The following is a 16,218-nucleotide window of genomic DNA, read 5'->3' as shown; positions in this document are numbered from 1 at the left end:
ACACATTTATTTGAAATAAGCATTTGGTACAAGACAGTATATACTTTCGTTCTATAATATATAAGTTTACTAGCACCACATGTTGAGGTGGTATCCCTGCTTGTTCAAAATGATTAAACAAGGATGTAGCTAGTGAAAGTCCTACAGTAAGGAGTTTAAACATGAAATTCCATGAATTTGGTGATAAGAATTTGCCTCCTATTTTACTGATACATGGTGGTGGCAGTTCTTGGTGGAATTATCTTCGTCAAGCACGAATCTTGTCAGAAAAATACCGTGTTATTTTACCTACTTTGAATGGTCACGGCGAAGAATATCAACTTGATTATGTTTCTACTGAAGATTCGGCTTTGGAGATTCTAGACTATATCAAAGCAAACTGTGGTGGGAAATTGTTTGCAATCGGTGGTGTTTCACTTGGTGGTCAAATTGCCATGGAGCTTTTGTCTTTAGACAGTGAAATTGATAAGAAGGCCATTATAGACGGAAGCCTCTGTATTCCTCAACCAAGGTTAGCTAAAATCAGCATCTTTCTAGTGTCTCTATTTGGTAAGTTGATGTTCAATAAATTCTCTTGCAAACTTCAGTTAAGCATGATGAACAAACTCTATCCTAAACTGACTTATCCAGAGGAAATAAAAGCTTATTATTTGGAGGATTTGCCAAGGACGCCTGTCAAAACATTGGTGACCATTTACAAAAACTATATGGGGTGTTACAAGCTGAAAGATATGATTTCTGCTAGCAAGGCTCAGGTTCTGTATATCTATGGTGAAAAAGAATTGAACTGCGTGAAAGAATCAGCGAAATTATTTCATCAGCTACATGCAAATACAATTTTGTATGAAGCAAAGGGCTATAATCACGGCTATTTGTCAGCTTACCTACCTCAAGAGTGGATTGATTTGGTGGCACCATTTTTAAAGAGTTAACCATTGGGAATGTGTAATAAATCTGATATGTCACAAGGAGGAATCTGATGCTTGAAGCAATTATCGGAGATATTGTCGGTTCTGTTTACGAATGGAACAATATCAAAACGAAGGACTTTCCTTTATTTCGGAATGATTGCTTTTTTACAGATGACACGGTTATGACCTGTGCTGTTGCAGAGGCGATTATGAATGGGGGACAAAAAGACGACTTCATTGATGCTATGAAGAAATACGGCAAAATGTATCCCGATGCGGGCTACGGTGCTCGGTTTAGTAGTTGGATCAATAGTGACAATCGTAAGCCTTATAATAGCTTTGGGAATGGTTCGGCTATGCGTGTTTCTCCATGTGCTTGGACAATGGACTGTGGTTTTTGTGCGAGAACCGGAATGTGGCCATCATCTAGGGAATTTGCGAGTCTTTCTGCAGAGGTAACTCATAATCATCCAGAAGGTATCAAAGGTGCAATGGCTACAGCTGATGCTATCTTTCTGTGTCGTTATTACTTTGGAGGTTATTGCAGAGATTATGAGCAACCAATCAATGACAATCCTACAGAGTGTAAAAGACGGATTAAGGATTATATTGAGCAGGAATACGGCTACAATCTATCTCAAACTTTAGATGAAATCCGCCCTAACTATCGTTTTAACGAAACATGTCAGGAAACTGTCCCTCAAGCCATTACTGCCTTTCTTGAAAGTAAAGACTTTGAAGATGCGATAAGAAATGCCATCTCACTTGGTGGCGACAGTGATACCCTGGCTGCAATCACTGGAAGCATAGCCGAGGCGGCATATGGTATTCCTGACTGGATAAAGAATAAGGCCTTTTCTTACTTGGATGAATCCTTAAAGGATGTAGTTATGCGATGGGAGAATAGAATAAAAGTGTATTAATCTCCAGTACGTGAGATTTCTCTTTTCTGTAATTTCATTGTATAATGGGAGTACATTTACTTGCATACGACGAAATGTAACCATTTCTAACGAATATTAAGGAGAAAATTAATGAAAAAAGCAATGGTAATTATTAATCCTACCTCTGGTGGGGAAAAGGCTTTGGATTACAAAGAAAAACTGGAGAATAAAGCAAAAGAATACTTTGAGCACGTAGAAACCAAAATAACAGAAAAAGCGCTGGATGCAACACATTTTGCTGAAGAGGCTTCACGTGAGCAGTACGATGCAGTGGTTGTGTTTGGTGGAGATGGGACTGTCAATGAAGTTATTTCGGGCATTGCTGAGAGAGACTACATTCCTAAATTAGGGATTATCCCTGGTGGGACGGGTAACCTCATTACAAAACTGTTGGAAATCAATCAAGACATCGATAGCGCGATTGATGAACTGGATTTCAACTTAACCAATAAGATTGATATCGGAAAAGCGAATGACAATTATTTTGGTTATATCTTTAGTATCGGTTCTCTGCCTGAGGCGATTCACAATGTGGAGATTGAAGACAAGACAAAATTCGGTATTTTAGCCTATGCTGTAAATACCATGAAGTCTGTCATGACGGATCAAGTCTTTAATATTAAGGTTGAGACAGAAAATGGAAATTATGTTGGTGAAGCTAGCCATGTGTTGGTTCTCTTGACAAATTACTTCGCTGATAAAAAAATCTTTGAAGAAAACAAGGACGGCTATGCCAATATTTTGATTCTAAAAGATGCTTCTATATTCTCTAAATTATCCGTTATTCCTGATTTACTAAAAGGAGATGTTGTTGGTAATGATAATATTGAGTATATCAGAGCGCGTAATATTAAGATCTCTTCAGATAGTGAATTGGAGTCAGATGTTGACGGCGATAAATCGGATAACCTACCTGTAGAAATCAAAGTCCTAGCTCAGCGAGTAGAAGTATTTTCAAAACCGAAAGAGGATTAGTATATAGAGAAAGCCTTTTTTAAGGCTTTTTTGTATACTTTAAAAGATAGTTCTTTTAAGAACTGACATTCCTTGCAAATAAAATACGAAAGTAGTATACTAGATTAACAATTGTGAAAACGTTTGCGCTATATACGGATGAAAGTAAACTAGGAGACAAATTAATGGAATTAAGTGCTATTTACCATAGGACTGAGTCGGAGTATGCCTATCTTTATAAGGATAAGAAGATTCATATTCGGATTCGAACTAAGAAAGGGGATATTGAGAGTATCACCTTGCATTATGGTGACCCTTTTATCTTTATGGAGGAGTTTTATCAGGATACAAAGGAAATGTCCAAGCTAACTTCTGACGCCATCTTTGATTATTGGCAGGTTGAAGTGTCCGTTGACTTTGCACGTATCCAGTATCTCTTTGAACTCAAGGATACAGAAGGTCAAAGTATTTTGTATGGCGATAAAGGGTGTGTGGAAAATTCTCTAGAAAATCTTCATGCTATTGGGAATGGATTTAAGTTGCCTTATCTTCATGAGATTGATGCATGCCAGATTCCTGACTGGGTTTCAAATACGGTGTGGTATCAGATATTTCCTGAGAGATTTGCTAATGGAAATGCTCTATTAAACCCAGAAGGGACATTAGACTGGGATTCCTCTATCACACCTAAAAGTGATGATTTCTTTGGTGGTGATTTACAGGGGATTATTGACCATCTGGATTATTTGCAAGACTTGGGGATTACTGGACTTTATCTTTGTCCTATATTTGAATCCACGAGCAATCATAAGTACAATACGACGGATTATTTTGAAATTGACCGTCATTTTGGAGACAAGGAGACCTTCCGGGAGCTGGTCGAGCAAGCTCATCAGCGTGGCATGAAAATCATGCTGGATGCGGTATTTAACCATATTGGTTCGCAATCTCCTCAATGGCAAGATGTTGTCGAAAATGGTGAGCAATCTGCTTATAAGGATTGGTTCCATATTCAACAATTCCCAGTGACAACTGAAAAGCTAGTTAATAAGAGAGACTTACCTTATCATGCTTTTGGTTTCGAGGACTATATGCCTAAACTAAATACAGCCAATCCAGAGGTCAAGGACTATCTTTTAAAGGTTGCGACTTATTGGATTGAAGAGTTTGATATCGATGCTTGGCGTTTGGATGTGGCTAATGAGATTGACCATCAGTTCTGGAAGGATTTTCGTAATGCAGTTTTAGCTAAAAAGCCTGATCTTTATATCCTAGGAGAAGTCTGGCATACGTCTCAGCCTTGGTTAAATGGAGATGAGTTCCATGCGGTCATGAATTATCCTTTATCTGATAGTATCAAGGACTATTTCTTACGAGGAATTAAGAAGATTGATCAGTTCATCGATGAAATCAATGGTCAGTCTATGTATTACAAACAGCAGATTTCAGAGGTTATGTTTAATCTCTTGGATTCGCATGATACAGAACGAATCTTGTGGACGGCAAATGAAGATGCTCAACTGGTTAAATCAGCCCTAGCCTTTCTCTTTTTACAAAAAGGAACACCCTGCATTTATTACGGAACCGAGTTAGCTTTAACCGGAGGACCAGACCCAGATTGTCGTCGTTGTATGCCTTGGGAACGCGTATCAAGTGATAATGATATGCTGAACTTTATGAAGAAGCTAATCAAGATTCGCAAACATGCGTCAGCAACCATTCAGCATGGCAAGTACAGCCTAAAAGAAATCAAACAAGATGTAGTTGTCTTGGAGTGGAAATACCAAGACCAGGTCCTTAAAGCCATCTTTAACCAATCAAGAGAAGAGTATCTTTTAGAAAAAGAAACAGTAGCACTAGCAAGCAATTGCCAAGAATCTGAGAATAAGCTTGTGATTTCTCCAAAAGGGTTTGTGATTTTCTAAAAAGTGGTTGATGTAGATTATGGTCAACTTATGTAGTATAATAAGGATAGTTACTAAACCTGTAAAAAGGAGAAAGAGATGAAGAAATCAAGAAAATTAGCCACATTAGGAATCTGTTCAATCTTGATTTTAGGCTTGGCAGCTTGTCAACAACAACATGCTACTTCTGAGGGGACGAATCAAAGGCAAACCAGTTCATCTAAAGTCCCATGGAAAGCTTCATACACCAATCTAAACAATCAGGTAAGTACAGAAGAGGTTAAATCACTCTTATCAGCCAATTTGGATCCAAATAGTGTTAATGCATTTTTTAATCTTGTAAATGATTACAATACCATTGTCGGGTCAACTGGCTTATCAGGAGATTTCACTTCCTTTACTCACACAGAATACGATGTTGAAAAAATCAGTCATCTCTGGAATCAAAAGAAGGGTGATTTCGTTGGAACCAACTGCCGTATCAATAGTTATTGTCTTTTGAAAAATTCAGTCACCATTCCAAAGCTTGAAAAGAATGACCAATTGCTTTTCCTAGATAACGATGCGATTGATAAAGGAAAGGTCTTTGATTCCCAAGATAAGGAAGAATTTGATATTCTATTTTCGAGAGTTCCAACTGAAGCAACTACAGATGTCAAGGTTCACGCTGAAAAGATGGAAAAATTCTTCTCTCAGTTTCAATTCAACGACAAAGCTCGAATGTTATCTGTGGTCTTGCACGACAATCTGGATGGCGAGTATCTGTTTGTAGGCCACGTTGGTGTTTTAGTGCCTGCTGATGATGGTTTCTTATTTGTAGAGAAATTGACATTCGAAGAACCCTACCAAGCGATTAAATTTGCCAGCAAGGAGGATTGTTACAAGTATTTAGGCACCAAGTACGAGTACTATACAGGTGATGGACTGGCTAAGCCTTTCATTATGGATAACGATAAGTGGGTTAATCTTTAATAGTGTTACGATATGACAGTAATCCTAGGACATTTATATTTTTGATGAGTTGATGGGTTATTTCAATCGATAATAGCCAGAAGCCACTCTTTAGAGTATTGCTTATATTTTCAGACAGTCCATTTGTAGTTTTATCTGGATTGGTATATAATTTAACTTAGAGAAAATAGGAGGACTAATCAAATGGAATTAAAAGATTTTACAGAAAAAGAACAGGAAATGATTAAGAAGGGACTTACGACATCTAAGATTAGTGACAAGGAAACTGCTGAGAAAATTCTTGCACTAGTACCACAAGACTTGATTAAGCGAATCCCATTTTTCGTCAGAAAACATGCTACGACACGTACGATTAAACGCATTTCAATTGAACACCCTGAACTCTACGCTGCAGCTCAAACAAGTGGTGAAATTCCAGAAAAAGAACGCGAAGAATTACGTCAGATTATCACGACTATCTTTGAACAAAAGATGAATAAGCATAGTATTAAGTAGAGAATGAAAAAATATTTTATTGGCGGTCTGGGAAGCAATATCTATCATAGCAAGGATTTTCTTCAAGAACTAGATTCGCAGGTTTATTTTCTAAGTCCATATGAAAAGCATCTTCGAGATGAAACAGAATTGAAATTATGGTTTAAAAATGAGATTGTAGAAGGAGACTCTATCTGTCTGATAGGTCATTCTCTTGGAGGAGATTTGGCGCGTTATCTTGCATCGGAATTTTATGAAGTGACAAAACTGATTCTTTTGGATGGTGGCTATCTAGATTTAGATAAGATTTTACCTTTAGATGTGGAATTAGAGGAAACAAAAAACTATATTGAATCTCAAGTTGTTTCGGACTTAGATGTTCTTATTTCTAAAGAAAAATCTGAAGCAAAGCATTGGTCAGAAAATATGGAGGAAGCTGTAAGACAGTCCTATCACTGGAATGCAGAGTATAATAGATATGAGTTGGCTATAAATTATGAAAATATAGAAGCGATACTCCGTCTACGAAGAAAAATCCAAGCTTTTAAGAGAGAAGTGGGAGATACCTTGTTTATTAGTCCTCGCTATCCTAATGAAGCTACATGGAGAGAGGACGCCCTAAAAGAATTGCCAGACTATTTTGATACTATTTTTCTAGAAAACGTTAGCCATGAGCTTTATACTGAAGCACCCAAAGAAATCGCTAGTCTGATTAATGAGTGGCTCGCTTATTCTCACTGAGCTACTTATGTTATAAGATTTAAATCTACAAATCATTAATACTCAGATAACAAAAAACGAACAGGCTCTTTTTCTGTCATTCAGAAGAGAACTTGTTCGTTTTGTTTTTTATGTTTTTATCTCGTTTTTTAAAACACGCGATACACATAAGGATTTTCTGGTTTATCGACTTTTGTAAAGCTATCGATTTCCAAGGTTGGGAGGTTTTGTTTGAGTTCTTTATGGTAGTGATTGACCAGTTTTCCTTTGGCAGTAATCCAAGTGTTGTCCTCATACTGACGGGTATTTCCCTTGGTCAGCAATCCATAGACACCTGAATCTGCGATACAGTGAATAATGCCAAAGCGGAACAAAAATTGGCTATTGGCATGACTGGGGTCGTTATAGACAAAGCCTGTGAACTGGACTGTCTTACCCTCAAACTCATCTGGATAGTCGTAGATAGCCTCCATGACTTCCATATAGTTTTCATTAGTGATCTGAATACTATCTTGGGACAAGTATTTATCCGCCGCAGTTCGCATTTCCTTTTCATAAGCTGATTTTGAAAAATAAGAACTGGTATCTGGTTTCAAATATTGGCTTGTCGTTCCTTCACTTGTCTGAATGGCTTGATCCGTGCCTTCTGATAAGGGGAAGTGATAGCCTTTGGCAGAAACGGTCTGAGAATCCAAGCTAACAGTTGGAAAAGTTAAACCGACGACAAGTGGAATAGCCAGAAGAGCAACACTAGTAACCTTCGCCAATCGGCTGTTCAGATGACTGTGGGTTTTGACTTGCTTCATCCAGATATACAATTGAACAATAGCCAAGATAAAGGAAAGCACCATGGAAATATAGGCCAGATAGGAATAGTGCATGTTGATGTACTGGTTTAATTTTCCGGACAGATGGAGATAAATAGTCAATTCAAAATAGCCAGCTAAAACTAAAAATCGAATCATAGGATGACTCCAATCAAGAGAGAATATACTAAGACAACGAGTGTCACAATCGTAATGAAGTGACCGATAAATCGTGCTTTCAAGTAATTTTTCATCATGAGAATATTTTTGATATCCAGCATTGGACCAATAACGAGAAAGGCCAGAACTGGTGGCAAGCCGAAACTTGAGAGAAGAGAAGCACCGATAAAGGCATCCGCCTCACTGCAGAGAGAGAGAAGAAAGGCCAAAAGCATCAAGAGCAGGATGGCAAAAAGAGGGGTCGCACTAATAGAGGTCAGAATCCGAGTTGGAACGTAGACCTGTATCATAGAGGCAAAGAGACAGCCAAATACCAAATAGCGTCCCGTATCAAAAAATTCATCAATGGCCTGCACAAAGACCTGAAAAACTTTTTTTGCAGGGGTCAAGTGAGAAAAATCATGTTCATGACAGGCAAAACGATTTTCTTTTTGAATCGGTTCTTGCCAGAAAAATCCTAGAAAAATCCCAAGTATCACAGCCACAACAATGGAACCCAGAGCTCGTAACAGGGCGACGTGGAAGGAGTTGCCAAAGGCAGAATAGGTCGCAAATAGAACAATGGGATTTATAACAGGCGCTGTTACGAGAAAGGGAACAGCCGTGTAACTAGGAACCTTCTTTTCCAGAAAACGATTGATAATGGGGACGATCCCACATTCGCAAGAAGGGAAAAGTATACCAACGAAGGTGCCAAAAAAGATTCTCCCCCAACGATTTCGAGGGAGAAAATGATAAACCTTGTCAGGTGTGATATAGACCTCAATCAGCCCTGAGACAATACTTCCTATCAGAACAAAGGGTAGGGCTTCAATGATTATAGAGAGAAAAATAGCCCCAGTCTGAAGCACACTAGACGGGAGTTGTTGGAAAGCAGTCATCTAGTTTTTCTTTTCTGCTTTGGCTTTTTTCTCTTTGTTATCAGGGAAAGTAACTTGCTTCAAATCAGGGAGTTTAGCAAATTCTTCAAACATCTTGTCCAAGTCGTCTCGTTTTGTAAATTTTACAGCCATAGGTGTACCTCAATTCTAAATTCTACCTCTATTATACTATTATTTTGAGGAAAAGGGAGTTTTTTAATTTGTTTTCGATAGTTGATACTCTTCGAAAATCTCTTCAAACCACGTCAGCTTCGCCTTGCCATATATATGTGACTGACTTCGTCAGTCTTATCTACAACCTCAAAACAGTGTTTTGAGCAGCCTGTGGCTAGCTTCCTAGTTTGCTTTTTGATTTTCCTTGAGTATGAAAAGGATTAGAGCAAGCCTTCCAGCTTGTGGTATAATAGTTTCATGGATAAAAAATATGAAAAAATCTCCCAAGATTTGGGAGTGACGTTAAAGCAAATTGATACTGTTCTAAGTTTGACAGCTGAAGGGGCGACTATTCCCTTTATTGCGCGTTATCGCAAGGACATGACTGGTAGTCTGGATGAGGTGGCGATTAAGGCCATTATTGACCTGGATAAAAGTCTGACCAACCTCAATGATCGTAAAGAAGCTGTCTTGGCTAAGATTCAAGAACAAGGCAAGTTGACCAAGGAATTGGAAGAAGCTATCTTAGCTGCCGAAAAATTAGCAGACGTAGAAGAACTCTACCTTCCTTACAAGGAAAAACGTCGGACCAAGGCAACCATTGCCCGTGAAGCTGGACTCTTTCCTCTTGCTCGCCTGATTTTGCAGAATGTAACTGACTTAGAGAAGGAGGCAGAAAAGTTCGTCTGTGAAGGATTTGCGACTGGGAAGGAAGCCTTGGCTGGTGCAGTTGATATCTTGGTCGAAGCCTTATCGGAAGATGTGACACTGCGCGCTATGACTTATCAAGAGGTGTTGAGACACTCTAAACTTACTTCTCAAGTCAAGGATGAAAGTCTTGATGAAAAACAGGTTTTTCAGATTTATTATGATTTTTCTGAGACAGTTGGAACTATGCAGGGTTATCGTACATTGGCTCTCAATCGCGGTGAGAAACTAGGCGTCTTAAAAGTCGGCTTTGAACATGCAACAGACCGTATTCTTGCCTTCTTTGCTGCTCGTTTCAAGGTGAAAAATGCCTATATTGATGAAGTTGTTCAACAGTCAGTTAAGAAAAAGGTCTTGCCTGCTATCGAACGACGCATTCGGACTGAATTGACTGAGAAAGCAGAAGAAGGAGCTATTCAACTCTTTTCTGACAACCTGCGCAATCTCCTCTTGGTAGCTCCACTAAAAGGACGTGTGGTTCTAGGATTTGACCCTGCTTTTCGTACAGGTGCCAAGCTGGCAGTCGTTGATACGACAGGAAAAATGCTGACAACACAGGTCATCTATCCTGTTAAACCAGCCTCCGCTCGTCAGATTGAAGAAGCAAAACGAGACTTAGCCGACCTGATTGGCCAGTATGGCGTGGAAATTATTGCTATCGGAAATGGAACTGCCAGTCGTGAAAGTGAAGCCTTTGTGGCGGAAGTTCTTAAAGATTTTCCAGAAGTCAGCTATGTTATCGTCAATGAAAGTGGTGCTTCGGTCTATTCTGCCAGCGAACTTGCTCGTCAGGAGTTCCCAAACTTAACCGTTGAAAAGCGTTCTGCCATCTCTATCGCCCGTCGTTTGCAAGATCCCCTTGCTGAATTGGTTAAAATCGATCCTAAGTCAATCGGTGTTGGTCAATACCAGCACGATGTCAGTCAGAAGAAACTGTCTGAAAGTCTGGACTTTGTCGTAGATACCGTGGTAAACCAAGTTGGTGTCAATATCAATACAGCCAGCCCAGCTCTTCTTTCCCACGTTGCTGGACTTAATAAAACCATTTCTGAAAATATTGTCAAATACCGTGAGGAAGAAGGAAAAATCACTTCGCGCGCTCAAATCAAGAAGGTTCCGCGTCTGGGTGCTAAGGCTTTTGAACAGGCAGCTGGTTTCCTTCGTATCCCTGAAAGTAGCAACATCCTTGATAATACAGGAGTTCACCCAGAAAATTACGTTGCCGTTAAGGAACTCTTCAAACGTTTAGATATTAAAGACCTAAACGAAGAAGCCCAAGGCAAACTCAAGTCGCTTTCAGTCAAGGAAATGGCGCAAGAGCTAGACCTTGGACCAGAAACTCTTAAAGATATCATTGCAGACCTTCTCAAACCAGGTCGAGATTTCCGTGATTCCTTTGATGCACCTGTGCTTCGCCAAGATGTCCTAGATATCAAAGATTTAGTGGTAGGCCAGAAGCTAGAGGGTGTGGTGCGTAATGTAGTTGACTTTGGTGCCTTCGTTGACATTGGAATTCACGAAGACGGCTTGATTCACATTTCCCATATGAGTCGCAAATTTATCAAACATCCTAGCCAAGTAGTGTCAGTCGGAGATTTGGTAACGGTTTGGGTTAAGAAAATCGATACTGAACGTGAAAAAGTCAATCTGTCGCTCCTCGCTCCAAATGAATCTGACTGATTACGTTAAGCAAGTTTCGCTAGAAGACTTCGGTAGACCTTTTATCCATCAAGCCCAGTGGAATAGGCGTCTACGTTCGACAGGTGGGCGATTTTTCCCAAAAGATGGGCATTTGGATTTTAATCCCAAGGTTTATCAGGAACTGGGGTTGGACGTTTTTAGGAAAATTGTCCGCCATGAACTCTGTCATTATCACCTTTATTTCCAAGGGAAGGGCTATCAACACAAGGATCGGGATTTTAAGGAACTGTTGAAAGCAGTGGATGGATTACGCTTTGTGCCATCCTTGCCCAATAGCAACTCCAAGCCAATCAAACTCTATCGTTGCCAGTCCTGCCAGCAAAGTTATCATCGCAAGCGAAGGATTGATACCAAACGCTATCGCTGTGGACTTTGTCGAGGTAAATTACTACTGATAAATCAGCCTGAGGACTGATGAAAGCCGAGCCTACCCGTGATATACTAAGTCTAACCTAGTAGAAAGAGGTAAAACCATGAACAGTAAATTTTATAAAATGAGACGAAATCGCATGATTTCAGGAGTTCTGGCAGGTCTAGCAGACAAATGGAACTTTGATGTTACCCTTGTTCGTTTCTTGTTTGCCATTTTTACAGTCGCAAACTTTGGACTTGGTGTGATTATCTATATCATCCTAGCTTCTATCATGCCAACCAAAGAAGAAATCGAAGCAGAAATGTACGGAACAGGCCCACGAAAACGCAAAGAAGCACAAGCAATTGACGATAATGAAGGCTGGTTTTGGTGAGGTAGAAACAATTATTTTACTGTTAGTCTATGAATTCGACTAATCTATTTTAAAATTTTTGAACCCTTGTATCTGCAAGGGTTTTCTTCTTGCCTTCTTTTTATGGTAAAATATTTTTAATGAAATGGGTATATTCCCTCCAATCTTACAAAAATGTAAGATTAAAGTCTCTTTTGTAAGGTTAGGTTATGGCAAGCGGTCTTTTTTTGATGTAAACTAGACTCATAAAGAACAAAGGAGTAACATCATGAAACAAATCTTACAGAAGAAAACAAAACAACCAAACCACAAAGATATTGAGCGCGTTCAACTTGGATGTGCTATGATGCAAGCGACATTTCATTTGATGGGATATTAAGAAAGGAGATTCTCATGACACTTTTAGATGTAAAACACGTTCAAAAAATTTATAAAACTCGTTTTCAGGGCAACCAAGTAGAAGCCCTCAAGGATATTCACTTTACCGTCGAAAAGGGTGACTACGTTGCCATCATGGGTGAGTCTGGTTCTGGTAAATCAACTCTTCTCAATATTCTAGCTATGCTGGATAAACCAACTCGTGGACAAGTTTACTTGAATGGAATTGACACCGCAACCATTAAAAATTCACAGGCTTCTAGCTTCCGTCGTGAAAAGCTGGGCTTTGTCTTCCAAGACTTTAACTTGCTAGATACTCTGTCTGTTAAGGACAATATCTTGCTTCCGCTTGTCTTGTCAAGGAGACCTATTACGGAGATGATGAAGAAATTGGTGGTGACAGCTGAGAATCTAGGCATCAACCAATTGCAAGAGAAGTACCCTTACGAAATTTCAGGTGGTCAGAAACAGCGTGTAGCAGTAGCCCGCGCCATCATCACAGAACCTGAAATTCTCCTTGCGGATGAGCCAACAGGAGCCCTTGATTCCAAGTCATCTGCAGCCTTACTTGATGTTTTTGATGAAATCAATGAGCGCGGCCAAACCATTCTCATGGTAACCCACTCCACAGCAGCAGCTAGCAGAGCCAAGCGCGTGCTCTTTATCAAAGACGGCATTCTTTACAATCAAATCTACCGTGGAGAGAAGACAGAGCGTCAGATGTTCCAAGAAATCTCTGATACCTTGACTGTCATGGCAAGCGAGGTGAATTAGTATGTTTCGATTAACCAATAAGTTAGCGGTATCGAACTTGATTAAAAACCGCAAACTCTACTATCCTTTTGCGCTGGCTGTTCTCTTGGCAGTCACTGTCACCTATCTCTTTTACTCTCTAACCTTCAATCCCAAGATTGCTGAAATCCGTGGAGGAACAACCATTCAGGCTACACTTGGATTTGGTATGTTTGTCGTCACCCTTGCGTCAGCCATTATCGTCCTCTATGCCAATAGTTTTGTCATGAAGAACCGTTCCAAGGAACTAGGAATTTATGGCATGTTGGGCTTGGAAAAGCGTCATCTTATCAGTATGACCTTTAAGGAGTTAGTGGTATTTGGGATTCTAACTGTTGGAGCGGGTATCGGTATTGGAGCCTTGTTTGATAAGTTAATTTTCGCTTTCTTGCTCAAACTGATGAAATTGAAGGTTGAGCTGGTCGCTACCTTCCAAATGAATGTTGTCATTGCAGTACTTGTTGTCTTTGGATTGATTTTCCTAGGCCTCATGTTCCTGAATGCCCTTCGAATCGCCCGTATGAATGCCCTCCAGCTTTCTCGTGAAAAAGCTAGTGGTGAGAAAAAAGGTCGTTTCCTACCTCTACAAACTATTCTTGGTTCCATAAGTTTAGGGATTGGCTACTATCTTGCCCTTACTGTAAAAGATCCTCTCACAGCCCTAACAACCTTCTTCCTAGCTGTTTTACTGGTTATCTTTGGTACTTATCTATTGTTTAATGCAGGAATTACCGTTTTCCTCCAAATCTTAAAGAAAAATAAGAAATACTATTACCAACCAAATAACCTTATCTCAGTCTCTAACTTGATTTTCCGTATGAAGAAAAATGCGGTTGGACTAGCAACTATCGCTATCTTGTCAACAATGGTTTTGGTAACCATGTCAGCAGCTACTAGTATTTTTAATGCCTCAGAATCCTTTAAAAAAGTTCTAAATCCTCATGATTTTGGGGTTTCAGGGCAAAATGTTGAACAAGAAGACTTGGACAAACTCTTGAGCCAGTTTGCAAGTGACAAAGGTTATAAGATTAAAGAGAAAGAAGTGCTTCGTTACACTTACTTTGGTGTTGCAAACCAAGAAGGAAATAAGTTAACTATTTTTGAAAAAGGACAAAACCGTGTCCAACCCACAACAGTTTTCATGGTATTTGACCAAAAAGATTATGAAAATATGACTGGTCAAAAACTGTCTCTATCAGGAAATGAGGTCGGACTCTTTGCAAAGAATGAGGGAGTTAAAGAACAGAAAACTCTAACTCTGAACGATCATCAATTTTCTGTCAAAGAAGAATTTACTAAAGATTTCATTGTCAACCATGTCCCAAATCAGTTTAATATTTTGACTGCTGATTACAATTACCTTGTTGTTCCTAATTTGCAAGCATTTTTGGATCAATTCCCAGATTCGGCTATCTATAATCAGTTTTACGGTGGCATGAATGTAAATGCCAGCGAAGAAGAACAACTCAAGGTTGCTGAAGAATATGATAAATACCTCAATCAATTTAATGCTCAATTAAACAAGGAAGGTAGCTATGTTTATGGTAGCAATCTAGCAGATGCTAGTTCTCAGATGAGTGCCCTCTTTGGTGGTGTCTTCTTTATCGGTATTTTCCTATCCATTATCTTTATGGTCGGAACTGTTCTGGTCATCTACTACAAACAAATTTCTGAAGGTTATGAAGACCGTGAACGCTTTATTATCTTGCAGAAAGTTGGTTTAGATCAAAAGCAAATCAAGCAAACCATCAACAAACAGGTTTTAACTGTTTTCTTCCTTCCTTTGCTTTTTGCCTTCCTACATCTAGCCTTTGCCTACCATATGCTTAGTCTGATTTTAAAAGTGATTGGTGTACTGGATACGACTATGATGTTGACAGTGACCTTGTCTATCTGCGCTATCTTCCTCATCGCCTATGTGCTGATTTTCATGATTACATCAAGAAGCTATCGCAAGATTGTACAAATGTAAAAAAGATACCTCGACTTCAAAATCGAGGTATTTCTTGTCTTCTAAATGCTGAAAAGTTGTCCGAGCAGGAAGGTGACTCCCATAGTCAAGAGGCCAATAGCGAGATTCCGAATCATAGCTGTTTTGGTTGGGGCTTTTCCAAGTCTGGCACTAGTGTAACCAGTGAGAAGAAGAGCTACACCGACGATAAGGACAGTAGCAGGGATGCGGTATTCACTTGGGAAAATGGTCACTGACAGCATTGGTGGTAAGCTACCAAGGAAAAAGGAAATAAAGCTAGAGATGGCAGCATGCCAAGGATTGGTAAACTCTTCATACTCAATCCCATATTTTTCCTCTACCAAAGCCTTGAGTGGATTATTTAAAAAGGCTTTGTTGGTCAAGAGTTGAGCAGAGGTTTCACACTCACCATTTTGAATATAAGCAGCATAGAGAGACTTTTTTGCTAGTTCCATATCTTGGTCTAGCAAGAGTTTCTCACGCGCAACGGCTGCTTCCTCGGTATCTTTTTGAGTTGAAACGGATACATATTCTCCACCAGCCATTGAAAAGGCACCAGCTAAGATGGCCGCAAATCCAGATAAAAAGATAATCCAGATATTGCTTGTAGCACTGGCAACTCCGATAACCACACCAGCAATGGAAATAATCCCATCGTTTGCACCAAGAACACCTGCACGCAGGATATTTAAACGACCTGCAAAATTTGAATCGATTTCGTGATTTGTTTCTGACATATTACACTCCTTTTTATCCAGTATAAAGGAAAAATATAAGGAAATCAATCTTTTAAAAGTATCTGAAAAAAGTTGCACGATTTTAATGATGTAGAAATTTCAGCATTTTTTCTGATAAATCAAACACCGAATGTAAGGGGTATAGAATTGCATAAAAAATTTTAAATTAAATATGAAAATCATTTTGTTCACTTTATAATCGTTTACAAGAAAATAATTAGTATTAAATCAAATAAAATCCAAATATTTTGCGAACTTTTTTATATTTTTTTCGTAAAACGCTTTACAAGTTTTTAAAAACATGAT

16 protein-coding genes are annotated in these 16,218 nt (G+C 39.2%); 12 read left to right on the top strand and 4 right to left on the bottom strand.

The window, feature by feature from the left end:
* Positions 1–161: 161 nt before the first annotated feature.
* The 7 genes from QP439_RS01920 (at position 162) to QP439_RS01890 (ending at position 6,900) form a co-directional block, all read left to right on the top strand.
* Positions 162–932: an alpha/beta fold hydrolase gene (locus QP439_RS01920; protein ID WP_265473276.1), complete on the top strand. Its 771-nt coding sequence runs from the start codon at positions 162–164 to the stop codon at positions 930–932.
* A gap of 47 nt (positions 933–979) precedes the next feature.
* Positions 980–1,834, top strand: a complete 855-nt coding sequence (locus QP439_RS01915; RefSeq protein ID WP_285387368.1) for an ADP-ribosylglycohydrolase family protein — start codon at positions 980–982, stop codon at positions 1,832–1,834.
* Positions 1,835–1,945: 111 nt separating this feature from the next.
* Complete coding sequence (locus tag QP439_RS01910) at positions 1,946–2,830, top strand: diacylglycerol/lipid kinase family protein (protein ID WP_285387367.1); 885 nt, start codon at positions 1,946–1,948, stop codon at positions 2,828–2,830.
* Positions 2,831–2,994: 164 nt separating this feature from the next.
* Positions 2,995–4,734: a glycoside hydrolase family 13 protein gene (locus tag QP439_RS01905; protein ID WP_285387366.1), complete on the top strand. Its 1,740-nt coding sequence runs from the start codon at positions 2,995–2,997 to the stop codon at positions 4,732–4,734.
* Positions 4,735–4,812: 78 nt separating this feature from the next.
* Complete coding sequence (locus tag QP439_RS01900) at positions 4,813–5,685, top strand: DUF4300 family protein (protein WP_285387363.1); 873 nt, start codon at positions 4,813–4,815, stop codon at positions 5,683–5,685.
* A gap of 183 nt (positions 5,686–5,868) precedes the next feature.
* Complete coding sequence (locus tag QP439_RS01895; RefSeq protein ID WP_000420556.1) at positions 5,869–6,180, top strand: hypothetical protein; 312 nt, start codon at positions 5,869–5,871, stop codon at positions 6,178–6,180.
* 3 nt (positions 6,181–6,183) lie between these two features.
* Positions 6,184–6,900 carry an alpha/beta hydrolase gene (locus tag QP439_RS01890; RefSeq protein ID WP_261115821.1) on the top strand — a complete coding sequence of 239 codons (717 nt, stop codon included), beginning with the start codon at positions 6,184–6,186 and terminating at the stop codon, positions 6,898–6,900.
* Positions 6,901–7,028: 128 nt separating this feature from the next.
* On the opposite strand, the gene QP439_RS01885 is transcribed toward QP439_RS01890, so the two are convergent.
* Genes QP439_RS01885 through QP439_RS01875 form a run of 3 tightly spaced genes read right to left on the bottom strand, consistent with a single transcriptional unit; the run spans position 7,029 to position 8,878 of the window.
* On the bottom strand, positions 7,029–7,844 hold the full coding sequence (locus tag QP439_RS01885) for a TIGR03943 family putative permease subunit (protein WP_004269698.1): 816 nt from the start codon (positions 7,842–7,844) through the stop codon (positions 7,029–7,031).
* Positions 7,841–8,746 carry a permease gene (locus tag QP439_RS01880; RefSeq protein WP_261057559.1) on the bottom strand — a complete coding sequence of 302 codons (906 nt, stop codon included), beginning with the start codon at positions 8,744–8,746 and terminating at the stop codon, positions 7,841–7,843. The genes QP439_RS01885 and QP439_RS01880 overlap by 4 nt, the downstream gene beginning before the upstream one ends.
* Entirely contained in the window at positions 8,747–8,878 is a 132-nt protein-coding gene (locus QP439_RS01875) for an SPJ_0845 family protein (RefSeq protein ID WP_084953630.1), read from the bottom strand.
* 279 nt (positions 8,879–9,157) lie between these two features.
* On the opposite strand from QP439_RS01875, the gene QP439_RS01870 reads away from it, so the two are divergent.
* From QP439_RS01870 to QP439_RS01850, 5 genes are all read left to right on the top strand, one after another.
* Positions 9,158–11,287: a Tex family protein gene (locus QP439_RS01870; protein ID WP_285387358.1), complete on the top strand. Its 2,130-nt coding sequence runs from the start codon at positions 9,158–9,160 to the stop codon at positions 11,285–11,287.
* A complete protein-coding gene (locus tag QP439_RS01865; protein ID WP_084949698.1) occupies positions 11,274–11,723 on the top strand; it encodes a SprT family protein in 450 nt (149 codons plus the stop codon). Before QP439_RS01870 ends, QP439_RS01865 begins: the two co-directional genes overlap by 14 nt.
* Before the next feature lie 58 nt (positions 11,724–11,781).
* A complete protein-coding gene (locus QP439_RS01860; RefSeq protein ID WP_084949699.1) occupies positions 11,782–12,054 on the top strand; it encodes a PspC domain-containing protein in 273 nt (90 codons plus the stop codon).
* Positions 12,055–12,426: 372 nt separating this feature from the next.
* Positions 12,427–13,185, top strand: a complete 759-nt coding sequence (locus tag QP439_RS01855) for an ABC transporter ATP-binding protein (protein ID WP_023947666.1) — start codon at positions 12,427–12,429, stop codon at positions 13,183–13,185.
* 1 nt (position 13,186) lies between these two features.
* Positions 13,187–15,175 (top strand): ABC transporter permease, encoded by a 1,989-nt coding sequence (locus QP439_RS01850; protein ID WP_285387353.1) that lies wholly within the window; start codon positions 13,187–13,189, stop codon positions 15,173–15,175.
* Between the two features lie 41 nt (positions 15,176–15,216).
* On the opposite strand, the gene QP439_RS01845 is transcribed toward QP439_RS01850, so the two are convergent.
* Positions 15,217–15,912 (bottom strand): VIT1/CCC1 transporter family protein, encoded by a 696-nt coding sequence (locus QP439_RS01845; protein ID WP_285387350.1) that lies wholly within the window; start codon positions 15,910–15,912, stop codon positions 15,217–15,219.
* Positions 15,913–16,218: the final 306 nt, after the last annotated feature.

Origin of the sequence: Streptococcus sp. UMB1203, from assembly GCF_030217725.1 — a bacterium.
Classification (GTDB): domain Bacteria; phylum Bacillota; class Bacilli; order Lactobacillales; family Streptococcaceae; genus Streptococcus.
The sequence above is the reverse complement of the archived record's forward strand: the minus strand, read 5'-3'. Positions and strand labels throughout refer to the sequence as shown.

Excerpts from the sequence above, each read along its gene's own strand:
- QP439_RS01870 (WP_285387358.1), top strand. The coding sequence starts at position 9,158 with ATGGATAAAAAATATGAAAAAATCTCCCAAGATTTGGGAGTGACGTTA.
- QP439_RS01845 (WP_285387350.1), bottom strand. The coding sequence starts at position 15,912 with ATGTCAGAAACAAATCACGAAATCGATTCAAATTTTGCAGGTCGTTTA.
- QP439_RS01910 (WP_285387367.1), top strand. The coding sequence starts at position 1,946 with ATGAAAAAAGCAATGGTAATTATTAATCCTACCTCTGGTGGGGAAAAG.
- QP439_RS01920 (WP_265473276.1), top strand. The coding sequence starts at position 162 with ATGAAATTCCATGAATTTGGTGATAAGAATTTGCCTCCTATTTTACTG.
- QP439_RS01905 (WP_285387366.1), top strand. The coding sequence starts at position 2,995 with ATGGAATTAAGTGCTATTTACCATAGGACTGAGTCGGAGTATGCCTAT.
- QP439_RS01915 (WP_285387368.1), top strand. The coding sequence starts at position 980 with ATGCTTGAAGCAATTATCGGAGATATTGTCGGTTCTGTTTACGAATGG.
- QP439_RS01850 (WP_285387353.1), top strand. The coding sequence starts at position 13,187 with ATGTTTCGATTAACCAATAAGTTAGCGGTATCGAACTTGATTAAAAAC.
- QP439_RS01860 (WP_084949699.1), top strand. The coding sequence starts at position 11,782 with ATGAACAGTAAATTTTATAAAATGAGACGAAATCGCATGATTTCAGGA.
- QP439_RS01890 (WP_261115821.1), top strand. The coding sequence starts at position 6,184 with ATGAAAAAATATTTTATTGGCGGTCTGGGAAGCAATATCTATCATAGC.
- QP439_RS01895 (WP_000420556.1), top strand. The coding sequence starts at position 5,869 with ATGGAATTAAAAGATTTTACAGAAAAAGAACAGGAAATGATTAAGAAG.
- QP439_RS01855 (WP_023947666.1), top strand. The coding sequence starts at position 12,427 with ATGACACTTTTAGATGTAAAACACGTTCAAAAAATTTATAAAACTCGT.
- QP439_RS01865 (WP_084949698.1), top strand. The coding sequence starts at position 11,274 with ATGAATCTGACTGATTACGTTAAGCAAGTTTCGCTAGAAGACTTCGGT.
- QP439_RS01880 (WP_261057559.1), bottom strand. The coding sequence starts at position 8,746 with ATGACTGCTTTCCAACAACTCCCGTCTAGTGTGCTTCAGACTGGGGCT.
- QP439_RS01900 (WP_285387363.1), top strand. The coding sequence starts at position 4,813 with ATGAAGAAATCAAGAAAATTAGCCACATTAGGAATCTGTTCAATCTTG.
- QP439_RS01885 (WP_004269698.1), bottom strand. The coding sequence starts at position 7,844 with ATGATTCGATTTTTAGTTTTAGCTGGCTATTTTGAATTGACTATTTAT.
- QP439_RS01875 (WP_084953630.1), bottom strand. The coding sequence starts at position 8,878 with ATGGCTGTAAAATTTACAAAACGAGACGACTTGGACAAGATGTTTGAA.